This window comes from Achromobacter sp. (assembly GCF_057314935.1).
In genome coordinates, this window is record NZ_DBHKZA010000038.1 from 31,781 (window position 1) to 58,513 (window position 26,733).

Here is a 26,733-nt window from a genome sequence, read left to right on the forward strand (position 1 = left end):
CCGTTTGGCTACCGGGGCCAGGAAGGGCCCCGCCCCTGCGGCTTACCTGCCCGCCGTCAGCACCGAAATCCAGTGTTGCGTCGACAGATCGTGCGTCGAGCTGCCTGTTTGCCCGTGCAGTTCCTGCAGGATGCCGCTGGCCATCTTCTTGCCGGCTTCGACGCCCCACTGGTCAAAGGGGTTGATGCCCCAGATCAGCGCCTGGACGAAGATCTTGTGCTCGTAGAGCGCCAGTAGCGCGCCCAGCGCGTAAGGCGTCAGCCTGGGCAGCACGATCAGCGTCGACGGCCGGCCGCCTTGATGCTTGCGGTGACGGGACAGCCAGTCGGCCGTGTCCGAAGCCATGCCCTGAGCCAGCAGGCCGGCGCGGTCCGCGTCGGCCGAGGTGCCCTGCAGCAGCGTCTGGCGTTGCGCGAGGCAATTGGCCAGCAGCATGGCGTGCTCTTCCGTCCACTGGTGATCGGCTTCGCGGCACATGATGAAGTCCACCGCCGCCCCGTCCGTGCCCTGATGCAGCCATTGGAAGAACGTGTGCTGGCCATCGGTGCCCGGCATGCCCCAGACCGAGGGGCCGGTGGGCACGCCCACGGGATTGCCGGCCATGTCCACGGACTTGCCCAGCGATTCCATGTCCAGCTGCTGGAGGTACGGCGCCAGGAATTGCAGCCGGGCGTCGTAGGCGGCAATGCTGAGCGACCCATAGCCCAGCACGCTGCGATTGGCGACGCCGGCCAGCGCGAGTTGGGCGGGGGCGTTCTCGGCGATGGGGGCCTGGGCGAAGTGGGCGTCCATGGCGGCGGCGCCTGCCCGGATGCCTTCGATGACGTCGATGCCGACTGCCATGGCGACGGGCAGCCCGACCGCCGACCACAAGGAGTACCGGCCGCCGACCCAATCCCAGAACTCAAAGACCTGGCTGGCCGGGACACCTAGCGCGCGTGCCGCGTTGGGCCGGGCGGTAATGGCGACCACCTGCTCGTACGGTCGTTCAATGCCCGCCTGCGTGAGCCAGTCCACGGCGCGCCGCAGGTTGGCAAGGGTCTCTGTCGTCGTGAAGGACTTCGACGTCACGACGATGAGGGTGTCTTTGGCATCCAGCCCCAGGATCGCGTCTTCCAGCGCGTGCCCATCAATATTGGCGACGAACTTCAACGTCCGGCGCGCGCCGCTGCCGCTGCACGCGTCTGTGGCCAGCCGCACGCCCCAGTCGCTGCCGCCTATCCCGATATGGATGACGGCCTTCCATTTGCCTTGCGCGTCCGCCTGCCGCACGAAATCGCGCACGCGCTGGTGCTCGCGCGCGACGGCGTCGATCGGTTCGGGCGCACGCAGCATGGTGTGCCAGGCTGCGCGGTCTTCGGTCTTGTTGACGTGTTCGCCGGCCAGCAGCGCCTTGCGCGCCTGGTCAAAACCGCGTGCGGCGAGCAGGGCGGCGGCAGCTTTCCGCGCAGTCGGGGAGGTGACGTGGGCGCTCAGGTCGATGGTAAGGCCGGCGGCCTCCACCAGACGGAGCTCGTCGGTGCAGAAAGAGGCTTCCTGCACGGCGAGTCTGAATGCCTGCCATTCTGGCAGTTGCGGCAGATTCACGTGGGCAGCGGGGTCTAAGGGCAGCATGTTTTTGTGAATACGTCTTGATACTGAAGCGTGGCGGCCAGATGGGCCCCGGGCAGGGGCCGGCGGAGTTCGCCTTTTCGCAAAACCGCGAGTTTAGCTGGTCGTCCGTGCTTCATGGAGACCCTTTTTATTTTGCAAGCCGCGTTTCCATTCTTTTTCAAAACTGTCCATATTGTTTTCATGTCTTGTCGACGTCTGACGCTACAATCCCGCCAATTCTCTTCCCGGCGCATGTTTTCATGTTGTACGTTCTAGTAGCGTTTCTGGTTTCGCTTATCTCCACCTTGCTGATCGTTCGCTACCGCTCTTGGCATGATGGCCTAACGGCTGATCACGATTTGGATGGTGTGCAGAAGTATCACTCGGCTCCGGTTCCCCGCATCGGGGGGCTTTCGCTGCTGATCGCCAGTGGGGTCACGTGCGCCCTGGTCGCTGTGCGCGAGCCCGATGTCCTGCCGAATATGGTCTTGCTGCTGGCGGCGGCCATGCCCGCCTTCCTGGGCGGTTTCGCCGAAGACCTCACCAAGCAGGTCCGGGTGCTGGTGCGGCTTGGTTTGGCGATATTGTCGGGAGCGGTCGCGTATTATCTTCTTGGCGCGGCGGTAACGCGTGTCGACATTATCGGAATAGACTGGCTGCTGCAGTTCGGTATTATTTCCCTGATTTTCACTTCAGTGGCGATTGGCGGTGCAGCCAATGCCATCAATATTATCGACGGATATAACGGTTTGGCGGCGGTGGTCTCCGCAATGATTCTGGCTGGCTTTGCCTATGTTTCGTTTTATCTGGGCGACCGGTTCTTGTTGATTGTGGCCCTTAGCACGCTGGGAGGCGTAATCGGCTTCCTGGTCTGGAATTATCCGCACGGACATATATTCCTGGGTGATGGGGGGGCTTACTTCCTGGGGTTCATCATCGGGGAGCTCTCGGTGCTGATGCTGGCGCGGCACCCCGAAGTGTCGGCCTGGTTTCCGTTGCTTCTCTGTATTTACCCCGTATTCGAGACCCTGTTTTCCATCTATCGGAAAAAATGGCTTCGCGGCCGCTCTCCCGGCGCGCCGGATGGCGTGCACCTGCACATGCTGATCTACAAGCGCCTGGTGCGTTGGGCGATCGGCTCGCGGGAAATGCGTCACCAGACGCAGCGCAATTCCATGACGTCGCCCTATTTGTGGCTGCTGTCGTCGCTGGCGGTTATCCCCGCCGTGCTCTTTTGGCAGCAGCCCTATCTCTTGATGTTTTTCACGGCCGTATTTTCCACGACCTACGTGGTGCTTTACCGCCGACTGGTGCTGTTTCGCATGCCGAAATGGATGATCGTGAAGAAGAAAAAACGCCATTGAGGCGACGCTCCTGCCACACCACTATTCTTTGACATTTGAGGGTATTGGCTAGCTGCCTGGGGGCATCGCTGTGAAAGGCAATGTTGTTGTACAGTGCGGGCTGCGTTGAACGGCGCTTGCCACCAGCGGGTCAAGGGCGGCGCCAAGCACGAATCCTTACTCATGCCCACACGAATTCTCATTGTTCGCACGTCCTCTTTGGGCGACCTCGTCCACATGCTGCCGGCTATCACCGACATAGCCCGGCACGTGCCTGACGCACAGATCGATTGGGTCGTCGAGGAAGCGTTTGCCGAGATCCCTTCGTGGCATCCGGCCGTCAATGAAATCATCAAAGTGGCGCATCGCCGCTGGCGCAAGTCCTGGTGGTCATCGCAGGTGCGCGTCGAACGCAAGGCGTTGAAAGAGCGCTTGCGCTCCACCCAATACGACATCGTCCTGGACATGCAGGCCCTGCTGAAGTCCGCCTGGCTGGTGCGCCAGGCGCGCGGCGTGCGGCACGGGCTGGATTGGCGTTCGGCGCGCGAGCCGCTGGCTTCACTGTTCTATAACGTGCGCCATCGCGTGGAATTCTGGCAGCCCGCCGTGATCCGCCAGCGCAAGCTGGCGGGGCTGACCTTCGGCTATCAACCGGCGGGCCTGCCCGATTTCGGCCTACAGTCTTTCGTGCGCCAAGCGGGCCAAGCCGGCCAGGCGGCCACCCCCGTGCATGACGTGGGCAGCGACGGGCTGAACGCCACCGAATTGCCGCGCCTGCACCATTTGGACACCGATCGCGGCTACGCCGTGATCATGCCGTCGGCCAGCCGCGACGATAAATTGTGGCCCGAAGAGGACTGGCGGGCGGTCTTTCGCCGTTTGCGCGAAGCCGGCTGCACCTTGAAACTGCTGGCGGGAAATGAATCCGAAGCCCAGCGCGCGGGCCTGCTGGTGGCCGGCATGGACGGGGCCGAGGTGATGCCCCGCATGGATCTGAGCTCGGTGGCCCGCTTGCTGGCGGGTTCCCGCCTGATGGTGGGCCTGGATAGCGGCCTGACCCATTTGTCCGCCGCCTTGGGCCGACCCACGATCGGCATCTACCGCGCTTCCACGCCCGTGCGCACGCCGCTGGTCGGTTCGAACTACACCGCCAGCCTGGGCGACCGCGGCGCCTCACCGTCGCGCGAGGCCGTGATGGCGGCGGTGGAGCAGGCATTGGCCGCCCAGTGACATGAACCGCGGCGTCTACTCTCTGGCGCTCAGGGCACTGTCACCGCTGGTCTGGCTGTGGATGGCCCGTCGGGCCAGGCGGGCGGGCGGCGAATGGGGAATCTTCTCCCCGGAACGGTTCGGTCATGCCGTAGCGCCGTCTCCGGCGGCAGCCGACACCCTGACCTTTCCGTCCTGGACGGCGCCCGTCTGGGTGCATGCCGTGAGCCTGGGCGAGACCCGCGCCGCCCAACCGTTGCTGCAGGCGTTGCTGGACCGCGGCCTGCCCGTGTTGTTGACGCACATGACGGCGACCGGCCGCGCCGAGGGCCAGCGCCTGTTTCCCAAGGCCATTGCCTGCGGACAATTGCGCCAGACGTGGCTGCCCTATGACTTTCCCGGTGCGACGCGGCGCTTCATGGCTAGCCATCAGCCTCGTTGCGGACTGCTGATCGAACGCGAGATCTGGCCCAATCTGCTGGCCGCGGCCCGGCGCGCGCACGTGCCGATGGCGCTGGTCAGCGCCCGGTTCTCGGCCTCGTCGCTGCGCCAGGCGGGCCGGATGGGCAGCGTGATGCGCGAAGCGCTGGCGGGCCTGGACCAGGTGCTGGCGCAAACCGCCGAAGATGCGGCCAGGCTGGCGCAGGCGGGGGCCTCTGCGCCCATTGTCACGGGCAATCTGAAATTCGATCTGGCCTTGCCGGCTCCGCAGGTGCAGGCAGGGCGCGCATGGCGGGCGCAGGTGGGCCGGCCTGTTCTGGCCGTGGCCAGCACCCGGGAGGGCGAGGACAGCGGTTTCATCGCCGCGATCAAACGGCATGCCGCTGTGCCACGGACGCCGGACGCCCCGTTGTTTCTGTTGATTCCCCGGCATCCCCAGCGTTTTGACGAGGCAGCCCGCCAATTGGCGGAGGCGGGGCTGGTGTTCATGCGGCGCTCTGAAGGCGCCGAACCCGATCCGGACACCGTGGTGGTGCTGGGCGATACGCTGGGCGAGATGGCGTTCTATTACGCGGCGTCGGACGTGGCCATCGTCGCGGGCAGTTTCGCGCCGCTGGGTGGGCAGAACCTGATCGAGGCCTGCGCGGCGGGCGTGCCGGTCATCGTCGGGCCGCATACGTTCAATTTCAAGCAGGCGGCGGAAGACGCGATTGCGGCGGGCGCAGCCTTGCGCGTGCCGGATACCGGGCAGGCGGTGGACAGCGCGATGGCGCTGCTTGCCGACGCGGCGCGCCGGCAGGCAGCGAGTCAGGCGGCGCGCGCCTGGTTCGATTCGCATGCAGGCGCCACTCAGCGGACCTTGGACGCGTTGGCGCCCTGGCTGGCGTGATCGGGCGGCTTGAGCGGGCTCTTGCCAGGGAAAGCGCCTAGGGCGTTTTGCGGGGCACCAGTGTGACCGCGCCGGGGTTCAGCTCCTGGCTGAATCGGCGGGTGTCGCGGCCTTCGTCTTCGGGCCGTATGCCAATCCAGCCCTGGCCCAGCGCCCCTATCCACAGATTGGCCAGCAGGATCAGGATGAAAAGCACTCGCATGGCGGGCCTCGCTCAGGCGTTGGCGTCCAGGGTGGCGCGCGCGACCGCAGCCAGGCCGTCCAGGACGGGGTGATCCAGGTAGACCGGCACCGGCACGGCGCCGAACGCGCCGCCGGCATCGGCCAGCAAGCGCTCGATTTCCTGGTGCACTTCCGGCCAGCCGCCGCCCGCGGCGTAGATCTGCGGGGTCTGGCCATAGCGCTGGCGGCCGGCCAGCCATTGGCGCACGACCGCGCCGGCCTGGGCCGCGGCGATGCCCGAGGCGATGGCCTCATGGGTGTCGACGGGGTAGGCAACGACCTGGCCGTCGGCGATGGGCAGATTGGCAGTGCCGTGGGCGAGCGACGTGCGCATCATGGCCGGGCCGGGCAGGATCAGGCCGCCGGCGAAGACGTTGTCGGGGCCGACGGTGTCGATGGTGGTGGCCGTGCCGAAGCTGGCCAGCAGGAAGGGCGGATGCGCGCCAGGCAGGCGCGACAACACGCCCAGCAGCGAGGCCCAGCGGTCCGCGCCCAGTTGCGTCGGCACGCGGTAGCTGTTGACGAGTCCCAAGGTGCTGGCCTGCGAAGGCGACCAGGTGACCGCGCAGCCGTGTTTTTGCAGAATGGCGGAAATGGCGGCGCCGCGGGCTTCGCCCGCCACGTTCACGCCCACCGCGCGCACCGGGCGGCGAGGCAGCGCGGCCAGCCAGCGGTCCAGCGCATCCAGGTCCAGGCCGTCGAACGCGACTGCCGCCGGCTCGCGCGGCATGTCGGGGTTGCTGGCATCCAGCCAACCTACCTTGAGACGGCTGTTGCCGGAATCGATGAGAATAATCATGCTTGGCGTCGAATCGAAATTTCGCCGACCGAAATCGGTGTGGCGCCCTCGGGCGTGCGCACCAGCAGGCGGCCTTGCTCGTCGACGCCGCTGGCGGCCCCGCTAAGCAGGATATCGCCTTTCTCCAGCACGTTGATCTGGCGGCCCGCCAGGGCGTCCACCTGGTCGAAACGCTGCTGGAACGCCGAGAACCCGTTGCGCTCCAGCGTCTGGACGGCTTCGTGCCAGGCGGTGGCGCTGGCGCAGATCAGGTCGGCGGCGGTGGCCAGACGGGGCGATTGGGCCTGAACCTGCGTCCAGTCGGCGACTTCGCGGTCCAGCGTCCGGGACAGCTCGGCCGCGTCGCTCAGGTTCACGCCCATGCCGATGACGACGGTGTAGCCGGCCTCGCGGCCGCTAGGATTGCGGGTGGTCTCCACCAGCACGCCCGCCAGTTTGGCGTCATGCCATTGGACGTCGTTGGGCCATTTCATGCACAGGTCGCGGGCTTCGGGGCCAGCGACAGCGCGCAGTGCCTCGCAGGCGGCAACCCCGGCCAGCGGGGACAGCGCCGGCAACTGCGCAGCCGGCAGGTGCACGTCGAACGCGCAGGAAAACATCAGGGTGGAGCCCGAGCGGTTCTGCCAGGGGCGGCCGGCGCGGCCGCGGCCGGTCTCCTGCAGATGGGTGCCCAGCAGCCAGGGTTTGCCGGCGCCGGCGCCCGAACGGGCGCGGGCCAGCAGGTCGGCGTTGGTCGACCCGGTGCTGCCTGTCCAGGCGATGTCTTGGAATACGGGCAGGCGCGAGCCTAGCTCCCGGGCCAGGGCTTCCGGCGCGGGCAGGTCGATAGGGCGGACGTGATCGGACATGGCGGCGATTGTAGGGCACGCGGCCCCCCTCACGCGGCCTTTCGGCCTTCAAGCGTTTATGATTGGCGATACATTTTGCATCGGTCCCCCGTCTACATGCCGCAAACCGCTTCACCCGCGTCCGCCGCCGTGCCATTCCGCCAGGACGGCAACGCCTGCCACGTCGCGGGCGATTGGAGCGTCCTGGCCCTGGCCGAGGCGGGCGAAGTCGAACGCCGGCGCTCGGCATTGGCCCGCGCCGTCCAGGACGGCGTGCGCTGGGATCTGCACGGCATCAGCCGGCTCGACACCATCGGCGCCTTGCTCATCTGGCAGGCCTGGGGCGAAAAGCTGCCCGAACGGGTGCGCTGGTCGGCCGGCCAGCAAGACGTTTTCAACGCGCTGGCCATGAACAAGGGCGGCGCCCGCGCGCCCGAGCCCAAAGCCGAATCCTGGGGCTGGGTGCGCGCCCTGGGCGGTGCGATCTTCCGGGCCGCTGAAAACGGCCGGGCGCTGCTGGTCATGCTGGGCCAGTTGGTGCTGGATTTCGGCGGCATGCTGCGCCGCCCGCGCCTGGGTCCCTGGCGCGAGATCTCGGCGCAGGTGTACCGCACGGGCGCGCAGGCGCTGGGCATCACGGCGCTGGTCGGATTCCTGATCGGGGTGGTGCTGTCCTACCTGTCTGCGCAGCAACTGCAGATGATCGGCGCCGACCGCTTCATCGTGCGGCTCCTTGGGGTGTCGATCGTGCGCGAACTGGGGCCCGTGCTGGCGGCCATCCTGGTGGCGGGCCGGTCGGGGTCGGCCATCACGGCCCAGATCGGCGTCATGCGCGTGACGCAGGAACTGGACGCGATGCTGGTCATGGGCATCTCGCACGGCCAGCGGCTGATCCTGCCGCGCGTGCTGGCGTTGGCCGTGACGATGCCGCTGCTGGTGCTGTGGACGGACGCCATGGCGATCCTGGGCGGCATGCTGGCCGCCCAGATGCAGCTGGGCGTATCGGCGCAATGGTTCCTGACATCGCTGCCGGACGCCATCTCCCTGACCAATTATTGGATTGGCATCCTGAAGGGCGTGACCTTCGGCATCCTGATCGCGCTGATCGCGTGCCATTTCGGCCTGCGCATCCAGCCCAACACGGAAAGCCTGGGCCGCGGCACCACCACCTCGGTCGTGACCTCGATCACCGGCGTGATCCTGCTGGATGCGCTGTACGCCATCATCTTCAGTTCGGTGGGCATCTGATGAACGGCGCCGCCCAGCACCGGTTATTCACCGACGACAGCGTCACCGTCGAACCCGTCATCTCGGTGCGCGGATTGCGTACCGCCTTCGGCGACCACGTGGTCCACGACAACCTGGACCTGACCGTCTTCCCGGGTGAAATCCTGGTGCTGGTGGGCGGATCGGGCACCGGAAAAACGGTGCTGCTGCGCCAGATCATCGGCCTGGACCAGCCCGCTGCCGGCATCGTGAAGGTGCTGGGGCATTCCCTGTTTGAGCTGTCGCCCGCCGAACGCAGGCGCCTGTCCTATCGCTGGGGCATGCTGTTCCAGGCGGGGGCGCTGTTCTCGGCGTTGTCGGTGTTCGACAATGTGGCCCTGCCGCTGCGCGAACTGCGCACGGTGCCGGAAGACCTGGTGCGCGACGTCGTCATGTGCCGGTTGGCGATGGTGGGCCTGTCGGCGCAGGACGCCGGCAAGCGGCCGTCGGACCTGTCCGGCGGCATGGTCAAGCGCGTCGCGCTGGCGCGCGCGCTGTCGCTCGACCCCGAACTGGTGTTCCTGGACGAGCCCACTGCCGGCCTGGACCCGTTGCGGTCGGACGAATTCGTGGACCTGGTGCGCAGCCTGCACCGGCAGTTGGGATTTACCGTCGTCATGGTGACGCACGATCTGGACACGCTGCTGGCGTTGGCCACGCGTGTCGCCGTGCTGGCGGACAAGCGGGTGATCGTGTGCGACACGGTGCCGGAAGTACTGAAGGTCGACCACCCGTTCATTCACACATTCTTCCTGGGCGAACGCGGTTTGCGCGCGCTTGGGGATCTGGCGCCGAAGGGATTGCATCATGGAAAACCGTAGTCATGCGCTCATGGCCGGGATCTTTACGCTGGTCTTGCTTGCCGCCGCCGCGTTGGTGGCCGTCTGGATCGGCCGCGACCGGACCAAGCTGCAAACGTACGAAATCGTGTCGGCCACGGCGGTCAGCGGACTGAATCCACAGTCGGCCGTGCGCTATCAGGGCGTGCCGGTGGGCAAGGTGCAGTCGCTGGCGCTGAACCCCGACAAGCCGGGGCAGGTGCGCATCCGCATCGGCGTGGCGCCGAACACGCCGATCACCGAGTCGACCTGGGCAGAACTGGGCGTGCAGGGCGTGACCGGCATGGCCAACGTTGAGCTGCGCGATGACGGCACGTCGCTCAAGCGGCTGGCGTCGTCGGCCGAGCATCCCGCCGCCATTCCGTTGCGTCCGGGTTTCCTGGACCGCATCGAGCAGCGCGGCGGCAAACTGATCTCGAACGTGGAAGAAGCCACCGAGCAGCTGCGCCGCGTGCTGAGCGAACAGAACGTGCAGGCGCTGACTGCCAGCCTGCAGAACGCCACCGACATCACGCAGTCGCTGCGCGACGCCAGCCGCGATCTTGGACCCACGTTGGCCAAGCTCGGGCCGCTGATGGATTCCTTGGGCAACACGTCGCGCCAGGCGGATCGCGCCGCGCGCGAGATCGCCGACCTGGCGCAGCAGTCGCGGCAGGCCCTGGCGCGGTTGAATGCGCCGGACGGCCCCTTGTCGGTGGCCACGCGCAGCTTGAACGACATTGCTCTCGCCGCCGCGCGGCTGGATGGCGAGACCCTGCCCGCCGTGACCAACATGGCCGCCAACGTCAGCGCCGCCGCGCGCGGAGCGACCACCACCCTGCGGCGTGTGGACAGCACGCCGCAATCGTTCTTGTTCGGCCCGGCGCCTGTTGCGCCCGGACCCGGCGAGGCCGGATTCGCCGGCTTCGGGAGACAGCCCAAATGAAGATGCGCCACGCCGTTTTGATCCTTACCCTGACCGTGACCACGACCCTGGCGGGCTGCGGCATCGGCCGCGTTGGGGCGCCGCCCTCCGTGTTCGATCTGGGCCTGGACTCCACGCCCGTGCCGGCATTGCCGGCGCGCGCGCCCATCGCGCTGAACCTGCAGGCGGTGCCGGCGCTGTCGGACACCAGCGTGATCTGGCGGGTGGGCGACAGCGCCGCACCCAAGGCCTACGCGACGTACCGCTGGGCCTCGTCGCCGTCCGAACTGGTGCGCCAGCGCATCACGGACCGCTTGTCGCGCCAGGGGGCGGTGCTGGCTGATCGCGTCAACCTTCAGATGCCGCAGTTGCAGCTGTCCTTGATGCAGTTCGAGCAGGTGTACGCCGAAGACGGCCAGTCCAGCGAAGGCCGCATCCTGCTGCAGGCGGTGCTGGTCAACGGCCGCGCCGTGGTCGACCAGAAACGCATCCAGGTGCGGGTGCCAGCGGGCACGCAGGATGCCGCGGGCGGTGTCGCGGCATTGCGGCAGGCCACCGACGAGGCCGCCGACCAACTGGCGCAATGGCTGGCCAGCGTTCCCGCCACGCCCGCCGCCACGCCCCGGCCGGGCGGTTAACATCGATTCCTTTTTCGCACGCTGAGTCCTGCCATGTCCGCACGTACTGATACCCACGCCTTTGCCGGGGCCGCCGGCCGCATCGATTGCGCCGTCGACTGGCCTGCCGGCACGCCACGCGGCTGGGCCCTGGTCTTGCACCCGCATCCGCTGCAAGGCGGCGCGCGCGAGAACAAGGTGGTCACCACGCTTTCGCGCGCTTGCGTGCAGCACGGCCTGGTGGCGGTGCGCCCCAACTTCCGTGGCGTGGGCCTGTCGGAAGGCGCGTTCGACAAATCGGTCGGTGAAACGCAGGACATGCTTGCCGTCGTGGCGCAGATGCGTGAACTGCACCCTGAATTGGCCGAGGCCCCGTGGGTGCTGGCCGGATTTTCCTTCGGCACAGCGGTCGCCGCACAGACCTATGCGGCGCTGGCCGAGGCTGGCGACGCGGTGTTGCCGGCGGCGCTGATGCTGATGGGGCCCGCCGTGAACCGCTTCCAGTCGCATGAAGTGCAGGTACCTGACGACACGCTGATGGTGCATGGCGAAGAAGACGAAGTCGTGCCATTGTCCGAAGCCATGGACTGGGCGCGGCCACGTTCGATTCCGGTGGTGGTGGTGCCGGGGGCGTCGCACTTTTTCCACGGCAAGCTGCTGGTGCTGCGCCAGCTGGTGCAGGCCCGCCTGAAGGTCGCCCTGGACTGAACGATCGTTGCGGCGGGGCCGCAGGTTGCATCAGGTTGCATGATTTAAATGCCTGCGGAACCCTGCGCGGGGCGGACCGGTCCAATGGGCTGCCTATAATTGTCAGCCATTAGCCCCGCGCCGGCGGGCGTCTTTCCTGGACCCACGTTGCCGATGAAGAATTTGCCTTACTCCGCTCAATCCCCCGTTGTCTTGACCCGCCGCTTGCTGTCTGGCGCGGTGCTGTCGGCGATGCTCGCGGCCTCGATGCCGGTCTGGGCGCAACAGGCTCCCGCCGCCGCGCCCGCCGCGGCAGGCGCCACGGCGCCGGCCCCGACGGCTTCGGGTGCGGTGCCGGTGGGTGACGTGTCGTCCGTGCCGGCGCCCACCATCGCGGCCAAGGCCTGGATCGTGATCGACGTGAACAGCGGCCAGACGCTGGCCGCCTCCAACCCCGACATGAAGGTCGAGCCGGCCTCTCTGACCAAGATCATGACGGCCTACGTCGTGTTCAACGCACTGGATGAGAAGCGCCTGACGCTGGAGCAGACCGTGCCCGTGTCCGAGCACGCCTGGCGTACCGGCGGCTCGCGCATGTTCATCGAACCGCGCAAGCCCGTCACCGTCGACGAGCTGAACCAGGGCATGATCGTGCAGTCGGGCAACGACGCCTCCGTGGCGCTGGCCGAGGCCGTGGGCGGCAGCGAAGCCGCCTTCGCGTCGCTGATGAACCAGGAAGCCGAGCGCCTGGGCATGAAGAACACGCACTTCATGAACGCGACCGGTCTGCCCGACCCGCAGCACATGACGTCCACGCGCGACCTGGCCACCTTGTCGTCGCACCTGATCACCGACCACCCGGACTTCTTCCACTACTACAAGCAGAAGAGCTACACCTACAACAAGATCACTCAGCCCAACCGCAACCGCCTGCTGTGGGCCGATCCGTCGGTGGACGGCATGAAGACCGGCCATACCGACTCGGCCGGCTACTGCCTGGTGTCGACCGCCGTGCGCGGCGACCGCCGCATCCTGGTGGTCGTGGTGGGCACGGACAGCGAGGCCACGCGCGCCGAAGAAAGCCTGAAGCTGCTGAACTGGAGCTTCCAGAACTTCGACACCGTCAAGCTGTTCGACAAGAGCCAGCCGGGCATCGATGCGCGCGTCTGGGAAGGCACGGCTGAAAACGTCAAGCTGGGCCCGCCCAACCCGGTGTCGATCGCCGTGCCGCGCGGCAAGGCCGGCGACCTGAAGCCGGTGGCGCAGCGCACGGATCCGCTGATCGCCCCGCTGGCCAAGGGCCAGCAGGTCGGCACGCTGCAGTTCACGCTGGATGGCAAGGTGCTGCGCACCGAACCGCTGGTGGTGCAGGACGCCGTCGAACGCGCGGGCTTCTTCGGCCGCATGGTCGACACCGTCAAGCGCTGGTTCCAGTAAGCGGGCGCGCCACGGGCGCGGCCACGGGTGTATGCTGGCAGCGGGCGTTTCGTGCGCGAAACGCCCTTTTTCCATTCTGGGACGGACCGGGCGGTTCGTCCTTCGCTATTTGACAGGAGTGCCTCATGATTCCGGGCGTGCCGGGCGAAAGCCAGGTGTATCTCAACGGTGAGTTCCTGCGTGTCGACGAGGCCAAGGTCTCCGTCCTTGACCGCGGCTTCATTTTTGGCGACGGCATCTACGAAGTCGTCCCCGTGTACCAGGGCAACGCGTTCCGCATGGCGGAGCACCTGAATCGGCTGGACCGCAGCCTGGCCGCCTTGCGCATCGCACAGCCTTTCGACCGCGAAGGCTGGGTCAACCTGATCGAGCAGTTGCTGGCGCGCACGAACCTTGAGACCTGCATCGTGTACCTGCAGGTGACGCGCGGCGTCGCCCGTCGCGACCACCAGTTCCCGGCCACGCCGGTCACGCCCACCGTGTTCGGCATGATTTCGCCGTGGGCGCCGCCGTCGGCCGCGCAGCGCGCGCAAGGCCTGACCGCCATCAGCATTCCCGACGAGCGCTGGCTGCACTGCGAGATCAAGTCGGTGTCGCTGCTGGGCAACGTGCTGGCCAAGCAGCAGGCTGTGGACGCCGACGCAGACGAAGTCGTGCAGTTCCGTGACGACTACCTGACCGAAGGGTCGTCCACCAACATCTGGGTGGTCTCGGGCGGCAAGCTGTTGGCTCCGCCGAAGAACAACCTGATCCTGGAAGGCATCCGCTATGGCCTGATGGGCGAGCTGGCGGCCGAGGCGGGCGTGCCCTTCGAGGCGCGCCGCATCACGCGGCAAGAGGTGGAATCCGCCGACGAACTGATGCTGTCGTCGGCCACCAAGGAAGTGCTGCCGATCGTGTCGCTGGACGGCAAACCCGTGGGATCCGGCAAGCCCGGCCCCGTTTTCGAGCAATTGCGTGCGGGTTATGATGCCCGCATCGCCGCGCTGTAGACCGTTGTTCCGGGCGGCCCTCCGGGCCGTCCAGCATCCAGCGGACACTTGCCAACGCACCGTTTGCCCCCATATAAGAACATTCAGGGGCAACACCCACTCTAGGCAAATCATGCATATTCCGCCCGAAGAATCGCTTATCGAATATCCCAGTGACTTCCCCATCAAGGTCATGGGCAAGCACCATCCCGAATTCGCGCAGACGCTGACGGAAGTCGTGCTGAAGTTCGACCCGGGTTTCGACGCCGCCACGGTTGAGATGCGCCCCAGCAAGGGCGGCAACTACATGGGCCTGACCTTCACCGTGCGCGCGACCTCGCGCGAACAGTTGGACAGCCTCTACCAGGCGCTGCACGGCCACCCGATGGTGTCCATCGTTCTGTAAGCAGGATCGCCGTGATCAAGTGGCTCGCGCGGCCGGCGGACTATCTGCCGGTCTGGCAGGAAATGCAGGCGTACACCAACCAGCGCGGCGCCGATACGCCTGACGAGATCTGGCTGTGTGAGCACGCGCCGGTCTACACCCTGGGCCAGGCCGGCCTGCCGCAGCACGTGCTCAACCCCGGCAATATTCCCATCGTCCACTGCGACCGCGGCGGCCAGGTGACCTATCACGGGCCTGGCCAGGTAATGGCATATGCGTTGTTCGACCTGCGCCGCGTGGACATGTACGTGAAGGAATACGTCAACCTGCTGGAGGGCGCCGTCATCGACACGCTGACCCAGCAGGGCGTCGACGGCGCTTGCCGCAAGCCCGGCGCGCCGGGCGTATACGTGCCCGACCCTGATGGCGGCGAATTGGCCAAGATCGCCGCGTTGGGCATCAAGATCCGCAACGGGCGGGCCTATCACGGCGTGTCGCTGAACGTGGCGATGGACCTGTCGCCCTTTTTGGGCATCAACCCCTGTGGCTACGAAGGGCTGCGCACCGTCGACATGGCGGCCTGTGGCGTGCAGCGCACGCCTGTCGACGTGGGCGATGCGCTGGCGCAGAATCTGGCGGCTGCCTGGCGCCGCGCAAGGAACCCGACATGAAGACATTCAGCGCAGCGGACGTCGCCGCGACGTCCCCGGAACAGCTGGCGCGCCTGCGCGAGGGGCCGGCGGAAGAATACGCCGCCTGGATCCGGGCGGCCGCCGAACTCGGTCTGGTCGAAGCGCAAACCATCTACGGGCAGATGCTGCTGGACGGCGTGGCCGTTGAGCGCCAGCCTGAAGACGGTTTGGCGTGGTTCAAACGCGCCGCCAATGCCGATCACCCGATGGCCATCAACATGGTGGGCCGCTGCTACGAGAACGGCTGGGGCGTGCCGCAGGACGATACGGTGGCCGCCTACTGGTTCCGGCTGGCCGCCGACCGCGGGCTGGATTGGGGCATGTACAACTACGCCCACATGCTGCGCAGCGGCCGGGGCGGGGTCACGCAGAACAAGGCTGCGGCGCTGGCCTTGTACCAGCAGGCGGCGCAGACCGGCCACGTGAAGTCGATCGGCGTAGTCGGACGCTTCTATGAAGCGGGCGACGTGGTCGAGCAAGACCTGGAACGCGCTTTCGACTGCTACCAGCGCTCGGCCGAAGGCGGCGACTTCCGGGGCATGTTCCACCTGGGACGCCTGCTGTTGCTGCGTGGCAAGAAGGAAGAAGCGGTGCAGTGGCTCGTCCGCGTGCCGGAAACGTCGACCCCGGCGTTTCTGAAAGAAGCCAACGCCATGCTGCAGGACTGCGGATTTCCGGCGCTGTACGAGGTGTGACGAAGCGCGCCGCGGCGGCCGCTGCCTGATGGGTGGCGCGCGCTGGTCATACCGTGTTTTCGCACGGTCTCTTGCGCGACATCCATCCTACGTGCTCAATCGAGTTTCGAACACCGCTTCCAGCGTGTCGCCCTGACCGACGCCGCGAACGCCGGCCAACCGATCCAGCAGCAGTTGCGCCGCCCGCCTGCCCAGGTCGGCGGCATCCACGCCCAGCGTCGTCAGGCCTTGCGCCCATTGCGCCGCGCTGCCATCGTCCGTGAACCCCAGCACCGCCAGGTCTTGCGGCACGTGCAGGTCGCGGTTGTGCGCTTCGGAGACTGCGGCGGCGGCCAGCAGGTCGGATGTGCAGAACACCGCGTCGAAGATCGTATTGGTGGCCAGCAGCCGCAGGAAAGCCATGCGGCCGTCGTTCATCTGTTGCACTTCAGGCTGCACGATATCGGCGACCCGGTCCAGGCCCAGCGCGGCGGCCGAACTGAGGAAACCGTCGCGCCGCGCCCGCTCCCACGGATTGTCGGCGCTGATGCAGGCCACCATGGCATGGCGCTTTTCGGCCAGATGGCGCGCCGCCGCGCGTCCGGCTTCCTCGTTGTCGACCACGACGGCGCTGTCCAGCGGTCGGGCAGAGGCGCTCCAGGTTTCCACCACCGGTATTTCCAGCGCGGCCAGGCCGGCCCGCAGGGCGGGTTCGTCCAGCGGGCCGACGACCAGCGCGGCGGCAGGGCGCAGGACGGCCAATTGGGGCAGCATGGCGGCGTCATGCCAGGGGCCCGCGGCCAGGTAATAGCCGGCGGGCGCCAGGCGTTCGGCGCAGGCCTGAATGGCGCGGGCGACGGGCCCGGCATCCAGGCGAGGCGCGATGAGCGCGACGGGGCGCAACGTAGGCAGGGAAGACATGGGGAATTTAGGGGATTCGTCAGGCGTGACGATAACCCAGACGGGCAGGCGGCGCCCTGGGGCAGGCACCGTTCGCGGCGGATCCCGGCGCGGGGGGGTAAAATGCCTCTTTTGTCTCAGACCGGGCCCTCTTGCGCCCTGGTTTCGAAGGTGCCCAATGTCTACGCTCGCCGAGTCTCCTGTTCCCTCGAACGAATCCGCCGCCGCGCCCGCGGACTCGGCCTACGATCCGACGCAAAAGCAGAAATCGCAGGCCAAGACGGCACGCATCCCCATCAAGATCGTCCCCGCCGAACGCTTGAAGAAGCCCGAGTGGATCCGCGTGAAGGCCGCCGCGCCCGGCTCGCGCTTCTACGACATCAAGCGCATCCTGCGCGAGCACAATCTGCACACGGTATGCGAAGAAGCGTCCTGCCCGAACATCGGCGAATGCTTCGGCAAGGGCACGGCCACGTTCATGATCATGGGCGACAAGTGCACGCGCCGTTGCCCGTTCTGTGATGTGGGCCATGGGCGCCCCGACCCGCTGGACACCAAAGAACCCGAGAACCTGGCGCGCACCATCGCCGCGTTGAAGCTGTCTTATGTCGTGATCACGTCGGTCGACCGCGACGACCTGCGCGACGGCGGCGCCGCCCACTTCGTGGATTGCATCACGCACATCCGCGAACTGTCGCCCACCACCCGCATCGAGGTGCTGGTGCCTGACTTCCGCGGCCGCCTGGACCGGGCGCTGGCGATCCTGAACGCCGGCCCGCCGGACGTCATGAACCACAACCTGGAAACCGTGCCGCGCCTGTACAAGCAGGCCCGCCCGGGTTCGGACTACCTGCACTCGTTGAAGCTGCTGGCCGAATTCAAGAAGCTGCACCCGGAAGTGCCCACCAAGTCCGGCCTGATGCTGGGCCTGGGCGAGACGGACGAAGAAATCCTGCAAGTCATGCGCGACATGCGCGAGCACAATGTGGACATGCTGACGATCGGGCAATACCTGCAACCGTCGGAGCACCACCTGCCCGTGCTGCGCTACGTGCACCCGGACACGTTCGCGATGTTCGAGCGTGAAGCCTATGCAATGGGGTTCTCGCACGCGGCCGTCGGCGCGATGGTGCGTTCGTCGTATCACGCGGACGAGCAGGCGCATGCGGCTGGGGTGAATTAAGGCGGCAGAGCGCTGAATCACGAGAAAGGGGCTGCATTGGCAGCCCCTTTTTCGTGAGTTGACGCCGTCTCGGACCGCTTGGACGTGGCGTCTGGATATTTGCCCATTACTGGTTGAATAGGGTTTTCCTAGTTGCGTTTTAGGTGCATTTCAGCCTGAATGCACGCTTTGGCGTTAACATGCAGGGCCTTTTGCCGGGGCAGACGAATCCGTCCTCCAAGGTATGCCGCCAAGCCGGTCGGCCGTTTCATCCTTGATGCTTTCCAGGCATACGAAGAAGCCGTCCTGTTTTATATCCAAAGTTCAAGTTTTTTAGCAAAGTATTGATAATGTGGCGCGGCTTATTTGCCTATCCATATGGTTTTCAATGGACTGTGTGTAGGAGTTATTTTTGAGCTTTTCCCCGCCGCTGATAATCGATCTGGATGGCACCCTGATCAAGACCGATATGCTGCATGAGTCGGCATTGCGTGCTCTGCGCGATAGGCCTGGAAGCGTGTTGTGCGTACCTAAATGGTTAGCGCAGGGCAAGGCCGTGCTCAAACAGCGTTTGGCAAGCTCGTTGGTATTTGATCCGGAGTCGCTGCCTTATAACGAAGAACTGTTGAATTGGTTAAAACAACAGAAAAAAGAAGGGCGGACTCTCATCCTGTGCACTGCGTCGGATCGTTCGATCGCTGAAGCCATCGGCGCACACTTGGGCATTTTCGACGAGGTGATGGCAAGCGACGGGAACATAAATCTTTCGGGCTCCCATAAAGCCGATTCGCTCGAGTCGCGGTTTGGCCGTGGTGGATTCGATTATGCGGGAAATTCATCTGTTGATCTTGCAGTTTGGCGTAAGGCTCGTCGGGCCATTGTGGTCAATGCAAAGGCCGACCTGCCAGCCAAGGCAGCGGAGTGCTGCGAAGTCGAAACGGTGTTCCCGCCCGTAAAGCACGGCGTGAGGGTATGGCGCCGAGTGCTGCGCATGCATCAATGGATGAAGAACGTGCTGTTGTTCGTCCCTTTCATCGCCGGGCATCAACTGAGCGATATGGACACTTGGTTGTCCTTGATCGTTGCTTTCATTTCGTTCAGCCTGTGTGCGTCGGCAGTCTATATTGCCAACGATCTCTTCGACTTGGAGAGTGACCGCCAGCATACGCGCAAGCGGACCCGCCCTTTTGCGAGTGGCGCGGTCCCGATCTGGCACGGGGTGTTGCTGGCGCCGTTGCTGTTGGCGTCGAGCTACCTGCTTGCTTTCTTTGTAGGGGGGGCGTTCATTCCCTGGTTGACAGCCTATTTCCTGTTGACCTGCGCATATTCATGGGGCCTGAAGCGGCTCATGCTCGTGGATTGCCTGGTGTTGGCGATCTTATATACCCTGCGGATTATCGCCGGCGCTGCCGCAGCGGGGTTGATTCTGTCCTTCTGGTTGCTCGCCTTTTCCGTCTTCCTCTTCTTGTCGCTTGCCTTCGTGAAACGGTATGCAGAGCTGGAGGTCCAGATTCTTAGCGGAAAGAAAAAGGTGCATGGACGCGGTTATTACACGTCTGATGCTCCTTTGATACAGACTTTGGGTATTACCGCCGGCTATGCGTCGGTACTGGTGTTGGCGTTGTATTTGAACAGTGCCCAAGTGCTGACGCTCTATCAGATGCCCGAGATAGTATGGGGTGCCGTCCCTGTCATGCTCTTTTGGGTAAGCTGGATGTGGATGCAGGCGCACCGGGGAAATATGCACGACGATCCTCTGGTATTCGCGGTGAAGGACAAAGCCAGCTTGTGCGCTGGCGTGGTCTTTGTCGCGGTATTGACGCTGGGCACGGTGATGCAGCCATGGTGACGGTTTCGTCCTGGGGGCGCCTGGATAGGCGCCCCCATGTCGTCTACGACTTGTCCGATCGCTCGCGTATCGCGCAGCAACTTGGACAAACTACGCCGGGTATCGCATTCGGTATGGGACGTAGCTATGGCGACGCCTGCCTCAATCCCGATGGCGCCCTATGGCGAATGTCGGGTCTGGACCGATTCCTATCGTTTGACGAATCTACAGGTCGTGTCTATTGCGAGGCGGGGGTGCTGCTGCAAGATATCCAGCAATTGGCGGTGCCGCGAGGTTGGATGCTGCCCGTCACCCCTGGTACGCAGATCGTTACCGTAGGCGGCGCGATTGCGAATGAAGTCCATGGCAAGAACCATCACATTTTGGGAACGTTTGGCCATCACGTCGTTCGCCTGGTCCTCCAGCGCACAGATGGCGAGCGCATAGAGTGTTCGCCTCAGGCCAACGAAGATTGGTTCGCCGCGACCATAGGTGGATTGGGCCTGACGGGGGTGATTCTGGCTGCAGAGCTACAGTTGCGGCGCGTGGCTGGCCCCTGGCTGGTCACGGAGACGCAGGCGTACCGCACGCTTGACGAGTTTTTTGTCTTGGCGGATGGTGCCGAGCATGATTGGGAGTACACCGTCGCGTGGATCGACTGCCTATCCAAAGAGGGTAAAGGGCTATTCATGCGCGGCAATCATATCGATGGCGGGGTGCGTCCCGACCCGGCGGTTCGAGCAAGAAAAATGCCGTTCACGCCGCCGATTTCACTGGTCAATCGATTATCGCTACGGCCATTCAATTGGGCATACTTCAATTTGAAGAAGAATGCCGGAAGAGAAGTCGTGCATTACGCGCCGTTCTTTTATCCCCTGGATAATTTGCTTGAATGGAACCGCATGTACGGTCCCGCCGGATTTTATCAGTATCAGAGTGTCGTGCCGCGATCAGTGGGGCGTGATGCGATCGGTGCCATGCTGCGTGAGATCTCGCGCTCTGGAGAAGGCTCATTCCTGGCCGTATTGAAGACGTTTGGCAGCCAGCCATCCGTAGGTATGCTGGGTTTTCCGCAACCCGGGGTTACGTTGGCTTTGGATTTTCAGAATAAAGGCCCGGCGACGCATCGTCTTTTCTCACGCCTGGATTCGATTGTGGCGGAGGCAGGTGGGCGAATTTATCCGGCGAAGGATGCGCGCATGCCGAGGGCGCTGTTTGAAGCGGGGTATCCCGCATTAACCAAATTTCTGTCCTACCGTGATCCGGGCGTGAGTTCCGCGCTCTCGCGACGGCTGATGGGGAATTAAAAGTGTCGATTAAAAAGAAACGTATCGTCATCGTGGGCGCTACCTCGTCAATTGCCGAGCATTGCGCGCGGGCATGGGTTGCGAATGCAGAGGTAGACCTGACGCTGATTGGCCGTGACCAGGAAAAACTCGATGGGGTCGCTGCTGATCTGCGGATCCGAAGCCCCCGATCCGATGTGCGGACGGTAATTGGCGATTTCGTCAATCCGACGAGGATCGAGGAGCAGGTCGACGCCATCACGGCAGAAGGGACGGTCGATCTCGTACTGATCGCGCACGGCAATTTGCCGGATCAAGCTGCATGCCAGACGACTCTCAGCGTTTGCGAGCAGGCCCTTCATGTCAATGCGGTTTCCCCAGTGATGTATGCCGAAGCGTTTGTGCGTGGCATGGAGCAGGTAGATCACGGTACCTTGGCTGTGATTGGCTCGGTAGCAGGTGATCGGGGCCGCAAGTCGAATTATGTCTATGGAGCAGCGAAAGGCCTTGTCGAACGTTATGCGCAAGGACTACAGCACCGATTAGCCAAAACGCGAGTCAAGGTCGTCTTGATCAAGCCTGGTCCAACGCAAACGCCGATGACCGTTGCGATGGGCGCCGCCTATGCGCGCATGGCTCGGGTCGAGGACGTGGCTGGCACTATCGTCGCAGGAATCGCTGCAGGCAAGCCTGTCGTCTATGCACCGGGAAAGTGGGCTGTAATCATGCTGGTTATCCGCAACCTGCCCCGCTTCGTCTTCAACAAGATGGATATTTGATTCCCGACCGCCATGTGGAAGAACCAGCGTTTGAATATTTTGGCTGGCCTGTTCGCGGTCGTCATGACTGTATTGGCCGTTATCGGGGCGATCCGCATGTATTCGCCCATTCCTCATTGGGATATGTGGGATGGCACGCTGCAATTCTATCTGGACACCCAGGATGGCATTGCGTCTGCTTGGTGGCGACAGCATAACGAGCACCGAGTATTGCTATCCAGGGTGCTTTTCTGGCTGGATTATCGGTACTTCGGCGGAGTCAGCGTTTTTCTGATCATCATGAACTACGTGATCGTCGCGGCGGCGATCTGGGTGTTCTGGATCGTGTTGCGCGATACCGACAATGGCGGTCGCAGCGCGGCTTCCAGGAAGGCGCTGGCGTTGTTTATCGCCGGGGCACTGTTCTTCTGGTCTCAAGACAACAATCTGGCATGGGGATTCCAGAGCCAGTTCTTTCTCGCCCAACTGCTGCCGATGTGCGGGCTGGTATGGCTTGGCCGTTCGGTTCAGCGCGAGGACAACGCAGCCGACTTTGCATTGGCTTGTCTGTTTGGCGTATTGGCGACGGGTACGATGGCCAACGGGGTATTGGCCTTGCCCCTCATGGTCATATGTGCGGTGGTGCTTCGCCTGAGTGCGCTGCGCATCGTCCTGTTGGCGGCGCTTGCAGCGCTATGCCTGACGGCCTATTTCGCCACCTACGTGCCGCCGCCTTTCCATGGCCACCTTTCGGATGCCCTGCGGGATCAGCCGTTCAGACTCATCGTCTATACGATGATGTACCTCGGCAGCCCGTTTTACTTCATGGCGGGCAAAGGGGTGGTCGGAATGGGTGTGGCCGCGGTTGCCGGGTCTGTGCTGGCTGTGTGCTCGGCATGGCTTTCGCTACGCCTCGTGCGCAATGCCAGGCAGGCATCCCTATCCATCGCACTGCTGTTCTTCATCCTCTATATCGGTGGCTCCGCCTTCGGCACCGCTGGCGGACGACTTATTTTTGGAATGGAATCAGCGACCTCCTCCCGCTATACGACGCCGGCGCTGATGGCATGGTTGGCGTTCACCGTCATTCTCTACCTGAACAGCAGATTGTCGCGCAGCGCACGAAGCGCGAAAGCCGCGGTCTTGGTTTTCGCCGTGGCCGCTGTTTTGATGCTCAGCTACCAAGTGCGTGCCGCAAGAGGCGACGCCGAAATGCTGCAGAACAGGGAGATCGCGGCCTTGGCGTTGGAGTTGGGAATCAAAGACCAGGAATACATTGGGCTGGTCTATCCCAAGATGGAAGAGCCGCTCTCAATGGCGAGGGCCGCGCAGGCAAGGGAGTTGACCGTGTTCGGAAGGTTCCCCTATCGCGGGTTAAAGGCCGGCCTGGGGGCTGAAGTCGCGTCGGAAGCCCTGCCTGCATGCTTGGGTCATCTGGAAAAGACCACTGTCCTGCCCGAAGATACGGGCTATTTGAGGGTTTCCGGATGGATATTCAACGATCAGGCCGGTGCCTCGCCGAAGTTGGTGAAGATCGTGGAAAACAACTCTGTTGTTGGCTTTGCGTTGACGGGAAACTCTCGCGCAGGTCTGGCTTCCTCGATATCTAAATCCGCGGTCAAGGCTGGCTTTGTCGGTTATCTGAAACGCGATGGCAAGGATGTTTCGATTAGGGCAGTAGGTGTGGATGTGCCGTGCCAGCTGGATCTGGGAAAGATCTCGCCTGCCCAAATTGGCGTCAAGTAATCATTAGTCCAAAAAGATGGGCGTGGTGTTTGGCATCTGGTGGCGGATAGCCTTTTCAATAGTGCCAACCCTATTATTCGGTAATTGAAATCATGAAGAAAGAAGCGAAAATTGTGCTGCCCGGTGGGGCTGGTTTGGTGGGGCAGAATCTGGTGGCACGCCTGCAGCAACGGGGTTACACGAATATTGTCGTTCTGGATAAGCATGAAGCGAATCTGGCCATTCTTCGCAAGACCCAGCCGTCGATCACTGCCGAGTATGCTGACCTGGCCAAAAGCGGCGTATGGGAGCGGCATTTCGAAAATGCCGATTCCGTAGTGATGTTGCAGGCGCAAATTGGCGGGATTAACTATTCCGAGTTTGAGAATAATAATGTCGTGTCGACGAAAAATATTCTTGATCAGGTGAAGAAGTATGATGTGCCTTATCTTGTGCACATCAGCTCTTCAGTTGTGGAGTCCGTCGCAGACGATTTCTACACGCGGTCGAAGAAGGAGCAGGAACAGCTGGTTCTGGAGAGTGGCATTCCGTGCCCGATCCTCCGTCCGACGCTCATGTTCGGCTGGTTCGACCGTAAACACCTGGGGTGGCTCTCGCGCTTCATGCAGCGCGTTCCAGTGTTCCCGATACCAGGGAATGGGAAGTTCATGCGGCAACCGCTTTATGCGGGGGATTTCGCCGATATCATAATAAGCTGCATCGAGTCGCGTATTCCTCCCCAGATATTCAATATAACTGGCCGGGAAAAGATTGACTACATTGATATCATCCGGGCTATCAAGTCTTCTACGGGTGCTAAGGCGACACTGCTCAAGATTCCATATGGGCTGTTCTATCTCCTTCTGAAGATATACGCCTTGTTCGACCGTGATCCGCCGTTTACTGCAGCACAACTCAAGGCATTGGTGGCACATGACGAGTTTGAGGTCATAGACTGGCCGGCGATATTCAATGTGACGCCGACGCCGTTTGCCAAGGCGGTCGACGAGACGTTCCATCATCCGGTGTACAGCAAAGTGGTTCTGGAGTTTTGAATATCATGGGCCAACGAATTGCAGTCTTGGGCGCGGGGCCAATGGGGCTTGCCGTCGCGTATCAGCTTGCTTTGGACGGGCATCAGCCCGTGGTGTTTGAGGCGGATGACCGCGTCGGAGGCATGACCGCCACGTTCGATTTCAATGGACTTGATATCGAACGCTATTACCATTTCCACTGCACTTCCGACACAGCGTTTCTGCAGGTGTTGGAAGAGTTGGGTCTGGCCGGGAAGATGCGCTGGGTCGAAACCAAGATGGGCTATTGGTATCAGGACCGTTTGCAGCCTTGGGGAAATCCCATCGCACTGTTGAAGTTCAAGGGGCTGAGCCTGGTGGCTAAAGTCCGTTATGGCCTGCATGCCTTCCTGTCGGTCAAGCGCGATGATTGGAAGCCACTGGATCGGGTGGAGGCCACGGGGTGGATACGCCGATGGGTCGGTGCCGAGGCCTATGAAGTCTTATGGCGCCGATTGTTCGACTATAAGTTCTACGACTACACCGATAATCTATCCGCCGCTTGGATATGGAGCCGCATCCGGCGTATCGGCCGTTCGCGCTACAGCCTGTTCCGCGAGAAGCTCGGCTATCTAGAAGGGGGCTCGTCGACGCTGTTGCAAGGCTTGGCCGATGCTATTCGCAACAACGGCGGGCAGATCCGCCTGAAATCCCCGGCCAGCAAGGTCGTAATCGAAGACGGCCAGGTCCGTGGGGTGATGGTCGGAGGGGAAATGGAGGCCTTTGACAAAGTTGTGAGCACGGTGCCGCTCCCATACGTCTCACGGCTGATGCCCGACCTGCCGCAGACCATTTTGGACAAGTTCAATAATAAGAAGAACATTGCCGTGGTTTGCGTGATCGCAAAGCTGAAGAAGCCCGTGACGGAAAACTTCTGGCTCAACATCAATGATCCTGAGATGGATATTCCTGGTCTGGTGGAATACACAAATCTGCGGCCGTTGGGCGAGCATGTCGTCTATGTTCCTTTTTACATGCCCGGCGAGCACCCGAAGTATTCCGAATCCGACGAGGTCTTCATAGGCAAAGTTAAGCGCTATCTGAAGAAAATCAATCCGGCCTTATTGGATAGCGATTTCCTCGATATCCGTGCGAGCCGCTATCGCTACGCCCAGCCAATCTGTGAGCCCGGCTACATGGATGGGGTGCCGGACGCCAAACTCCCAATCGACGGTCTGTGGGCGGCTGATACTTCCTATTACTATCCTGAGGATCGGGGAATTTCCGAAAGTATTGGCTTCGGCAGGAACATGGCAAAGCGGGTGGTGAAGCAGTAGGCCATGAAAATTTTCCTGAACAAGCAATTTACGCTGTTCGTCGTGACAGGTGGGATCGCTGCCGCGGCGAACTTCGGTTCGCGCATTCTCTTTAACCGCTGGATGGATTTCTCCTCGGCGGTGATCCTTGCCTACATTACCGGGATGGTCGTCGCTTTTCTGCTGGCGAAGGCTTTCGTGTTCCGGGAAAGTACGCAATCCACGAATAAGTCGATCCTCTTCTTTATCGTCGTCAATGTGTTTGCGGTGCTGCAGACTTGGCTGATAAGCATGGGACTTGCCGTGTATGTTCTTCCGGCAATGGGCGTAAAAGTCTTTGTGCACGAAATCGCACATGCTGCCGGTATCGTCGCGCCGGTTTTTACAAGCTATCTGGGGCATAAGCACTTTTCCTTTCGTTGAAAAGCGCCTTTTATTGAATTTGAATTCGAGTATATAAATATAATGATTCAGCCCTCTGAGCTCATTGCCACGCAATCGTTCAAGCGCTCGGTGCCGCAGCAAGTGATTGTGTTGGTGGCTTTGGTGCTGACTTGCCTTGCGTTCATTCCGTTTTCTCCTTGGATGCCCCGGGCGGGTTTGGACCCTTCTTGGTGTTATGCGATCAATGAAGCCGTAGAGCGCGGGCTGGTGTTTGGCCGTGACATGATCTTCACATTCGGTCCCATGGGGTCTGTCTACTCGACCGCGTATGGACCAGGTACGGATTTTCAGATGCTGTGGGGCAGTGGTCTCTATGTGATCGGTTTTGCCATCACCGTTCATCTGAGCGCACCCGTCAAGCGGCAGTGGTGGGCGGTTTTGCTTCCGGTCCTGTTGTGCCTGCTCTTCACTCGCGATGTGCTCTTTCTGGTGCTTCCGTTTTTCCTGCTCCTGGCCGTGACGCGTGTGACCGCGCATCCAAATTCCCGCTATTACCTCCGGGCGAC

Annotated in this window: 26 protein-coding genes and 1 pseudogene; 22 read left to right on the forward strand and 5 right to left on the reverse strand. The window is 63.1% G+C overall.

Features of this window, described 5'->3' with window-relative positions; translation table 11 throughout:
- Positions 1–42: 42 nt before the first annotated feature.
- A complete protein-coding gene (pgi, locus tag ACO6D5_RS15750) occupies positions 43–1,614 on the reverse strand; it encodes a glucose-6-phosphate isomerase (protein ID WP_485825885.1) in 1,572 nt (523 codons plus the stop codon).
- Positions 1,615–1,853: 239 nt separating this feature from the next.
- Here pgi and ACO6D5_RS15755 point away from each other — a divergent pair, with 239 nt between their 5' ends.
- The 3 genes from ACO6D5_RS15755 (at position 1,854) to ACO6D5_RS15765 (ending at position 5,475) form a co-directional block, all read left to right on the forward strand.
- Positions 1,854–2,957, forward strand: a complete 1,104-nt coding sequence (locus ACO6D5_RS15755) for a glycosyltransferase family 4 protein (protein WP_485825886.1) — start codon at positions 1,854–1,856, stop codon at positions 2,955–2,957.
- 162 nt (positions 2,958–3,119) lie between these two features.
- Positions 3,120–4,166 carry a lipopolysaccharide heptosyltransferase I gene (gene waaC / locus ACO6D5_RS15760; RefSeq protein WP_315527305.1) on the forward strand — a complete coding sequence of 349 codons (1,047 nt, stop codon included), beginning with the start codon at positions 3,120–3,122 and terminating at the stop codon, positions 4,164–4,166.
- 1 nt (position 4,167) lies between these two features.
- The gene (locus ACO6D5_RS15765) at positions 4,168–5,475 is read left to right on the forward strand and encodes a 3-deoxy-D-manno-octulosonic acid transferase (protein WP_485825887.1); all 1,308 of its coding nucleotides are present in this window, start codon (positions 4,168–4,170) and stop codon (positions 5,473–5,475) included.
- Between the two features lie 37 nt (positions 5,476–5,512).
- Here ACO6D5_RS15765 and ACO6D5_RS15770 read toward each other — a convergent pair whose 3' ends face one another.
- Genes ACO6D5_RS15770 through ACO6D5_RS15780 form a run of 3 tightly spaced genes read right to left on the reverse strand, consistent with a single transcriptional unit; the run spans position 5,513 to position 7,344 of the window.
- Positions 5,513–5,677 (reverse strand): hypothetical protein, encoded by a 165-nt coding sequence (locus ACO6D5_RS15770; protein ID WP_315527307.1) that lies wholly within the window; start codon positions 5,675–5,677, stop codon positions 5,513–5,515.
- 12 nt (positions 5,678–5,689) lie between these two features.
- Positions 5,690–6,496: a type III pantothenate kinase gene (locus ACO6D5_RS15775; protein WP_485825888.1), complete on the reverse strand. Its 807-nt coding sequence runs from the start codon at positions 6,494–6,496 to the stop codon at positions 5,690–5,692.
- The gene (locus tag ACO6D5_RS15780) at positions 6,493–7,344 is read right to left on the reverse strand and encodes a biotin--[acetyl-CoA-carboxylase] ligase (RefSeq protein ID WP_485825889.1); all 852 of its coding nucleotides are present in this window, start codon (positions 7,342–7,344) and stop codon (positions 6,493–6,495) included. Before ACO6D5_RS15780 ends, ACO6D5_RS15775 begins: the two co-directional genes overlap by 4 nt.
- Before the next feature lie 96 nt (positions 7,345–7,440).
- Between ACO6D5_RS15780 and ACO6D5_RS15785 the strand changes: the two genes are divergently transcribed.
- The 10 genes from ACO6D5_RS15785 (at position 7,441) to ACO6D5_RS15830 (ending at position 15,816) form a co-directional block, all read left to right on the forward strand.
- Positions 7,441–8,571, forward strand: a complete 1,131-nt coding sequence (locus ACO6D5_RS15785) for an MlaE family ABC transporter permease (protein ID WP_485825898.1) — start codon at positions 7,441–7,443, stop codon at positions 8,569–8,571.
- The gene (locus ACO6D5_RS15790) at positions 8,571–9,410 is read left to right on the forward strand and encodes an ABC transporter ATP-binding protein (protein WP_315527312.1); all 840 of its coding nucleotides are present in this window, start codon (positions 8,571–8,573) and stop codon (positions 9,408–9,410) included. The genes ACO6D5_RS15785 and ACO6D5_RS15790 overlap by 1 nt, the downstream gene beginning before the upstream one ends.
- Complete coding sequence (locus ACO6D5_RS15795) at positions 9,397–10,353, forward strand: MlaD family protein (RefSeq protein ID WP_315527314.1); 957 nt, start codon at positions 9,397–9,399, stop codon at positions 10,351–10,353. Before ACO6D5_RS15790 ends, ACO6D5_RS15795 begins: the two co-directional genes overlap by 14 nt.
- Positions 10,350–10,970, forward strand: coding sequence for an ABC-type transport auxiliary lipoprotein family protein (locus ACO6D5_RS15800; protein WP_485825890.1), 621 nt, complete (start codon positions 10,350–10,352; stop codon positions 10,968–10,970). Before ACO6D5_RS15795 ends, ACO6D5_RS15800 begins: the two co-directional genes overlap by 4 nt.
- A gap of 33 nt (positions 10,971–11,003) precedes the next feature.
- Positions 11,004–11,657: an alpha/beta hydrolase gene (locus ACO6D5_RS15805; protein ID WP_169273413.1), complete on the forward strand. Its 654-nt coding sequence runs from the start codon at positions 11,004–11,006 to the stop codon at positions 11,655–11,657.
- A 153-nt stretch (positions 11,658–11,810) separates the two neighbouring features.
- Positions 11,811–13,073, forward strand: a complete 1,263-nt coding sequence (locus tag ACO6D5_RS15810) for a D-alanyl-D-alanine carboxypeptidase family protein (RefSeq protein WP_315135821.1) — start codon at positions 11,811–11,813, stop codon at positions 13,071–13,073.
- A 125-nt stretch (positions 13,074–13,198) separates the two neighbouring features.
- A complete protein-coding gene (locus ACO6D5_RS15815; RefSeq protein WP_315527318.1) occupies positions 13,199–14,065 on the forward strand; it encodes an aminotransferase class IV in 867 nt (288 codons plus the stop codon).
- A gap of 112 nt (positions 14,066–14,177) precedes the next feature.
- Positions 14,178–14,450 (forward strand): YbeD family protein, encoded by a 273-nt coding sequence (locus tag ACO6D5_RS15820; RefSeq protein WP_006224847.1) that lies wholly within the window; start codon positions 14,178–14,180, stop codon positions 14,448–14,450.
- An 11-nt stretch (positions 14,451–14,461) separates the two neighbouring features.
- Positions 14,462–15,100 carry a lipoyl(octanoyl) transferase LipB gene (lipB, locus tag ACO6D5_RS15825; protein ID WP_485825891.1) on the forward strand — a complete coding sequence of 213 codons (639 nt, stop codon included), beginning with the start codon at positions 14,462–14,464 and terminating at the stop codon, positions 15,098–15,100.
- The gene (locus ACO6D5_RS15830; RefSeq protein ID WP_485825892.1) at positions 15,097–15,816 is read left to right on the forward strand and encodes a tetratricopeptide repeat protein; all 720 of its coding nucleotides are present in this window, start codon (positions 15,097–15,099) and stop codon (positions 15,814–15,816) included. The genes lipB and ACO6D5_RS15830 overlap by 4 nt, the downstream gene beginning before the upstream one ends.
- An 87-nt stretch (positions 15,817–15,903) precedes the next feature.
- On the opposite strand, the gene ACO6D5_RS15835 is transcribed toward ACO6D5_RS15830, so the two are convergent.
- On the reverse strand, positions 15,904–16,716 hold the full coding sequence (locus ACO6D5_RS15835; RefSeq protein ID WP_485825893.1) for a substrate-binding domain-containing protein: 813 nt from the start codon (positions 16,714–16,716) through the stop codon (positions 15,904–15,906).
- A gap of 157 nt (positions 16,717–16,873) precedes the next feature.
- Here ACO6D5_RS15835 and lipA point away from each other — a divergent pair, with 157 nt between their 5' ends.
- The 9 genes and pseudogenes from lipA to ACO6D5_RS15880 all read left to right on the forward strand — a co-directional run.
- On the forward strand, positions 16,874–17,878 hold the full coding sequence (gene lipA, locus ACO6D5_RS15840; RefSeq protein WP_315527326.1) for a lipoyl synthase: 1,005 nt from the start codon (positions 16,874–16,876) through the stop codon (positions 17,876–17,878).
- 391 nt (positions 17,879–18,269) lie between these two features.
- Positions 18,270–19,706: a UbiA family prenyltransferase gene (locus ACO6D5_RS15845; protein WP_315527327.1), complete on the forward strand. Its 1,437-nt coding sequence runs from the start codon at positions 18,270–18,272 to the stop codon at positions 19,704–19,706.
- A complete protein-coding gene (locus ACO6D5_RS15850) occupies positions 19,700–20,992 on the forward strand; it encodes an FAD-binding oxidoreductase (protein ID WP_315527328.1) in 1,293 nt (430 codons plus the stop codon). The genes ACO6D5_RS15845 and ACO6D5_RS15850 overlap by 7 nt, the downstream gene beginning before the upstream one ends.
- 2 nt (positions 20,993–20,994) lie before the next feature.
- On the forward strand, positions 20,995–21,750 hold the full coding sequence (locus tag ACO6D5_RS15855) for an SDR family NAD(P)-dependent oxidoreductase (RefSeq protein ID WP_485825894.1): 756 nt from the start codon (positions 20,995–20,997) through the stop codon (positions 21,748–21,750).
- Positions 21,751–21,762: 12 nt separating this feature from the next.
- Positions 21,763–23,475, forward strand: a complete 1,713-nt coding sequence (locus ACO6D5_RS15860) for a hypothetical protein (protein ID WP_485825895.1) — start codon at positions 21,763–21,765, stop codon at positions 23,473–23,475.
- Positions 23,476–23,567: 92 nt separating this feature from the next.
- Positions 23,568–24,509 (forward strand): NAD-dependent epimerase/dehydratase family protein, encoded by a 942-nt coding sequence (locus tag ACO6D5_RS15865; RefSeq protein WP_485825896.1) that lies wholly within the window; start codon positions 23,568–23,570, stop codon positions 24,507–24,509.
- A 2-nt stretch (positions 24,510–24,511) separates the two neighbouring features.
- On the forward strand, positions 24,512–25,804 hold the full coding sequence (locus tag ACO6D5_RS15870) for an FAD-dependent oxidoreductase (protein ID WP_315527460.1): 1,293 nt from the start codon (positions 24,512–24,514) through the stop codon (positions 25,802–25,804).
- A gap of 3 nt (positions 25,805–25,807) precedes the next feature.
- Entirely contained in the window at positions 25,808–26,206 is a 399-nt protein-coding gene (locus ACO6D5_RS15875; RefSeq protein ID WP_485825897.1) for a GtrA family protein, read from the forward strand.
- A 42-nt stretch (positions 26,207–26,248) separates the two neighbouring features.
- A pseudogene (locus tag ACO6D5_RS15880) lies at positions 26,249–26,733 on the forward strand (hypothetical protein); the annotation flags it as partial.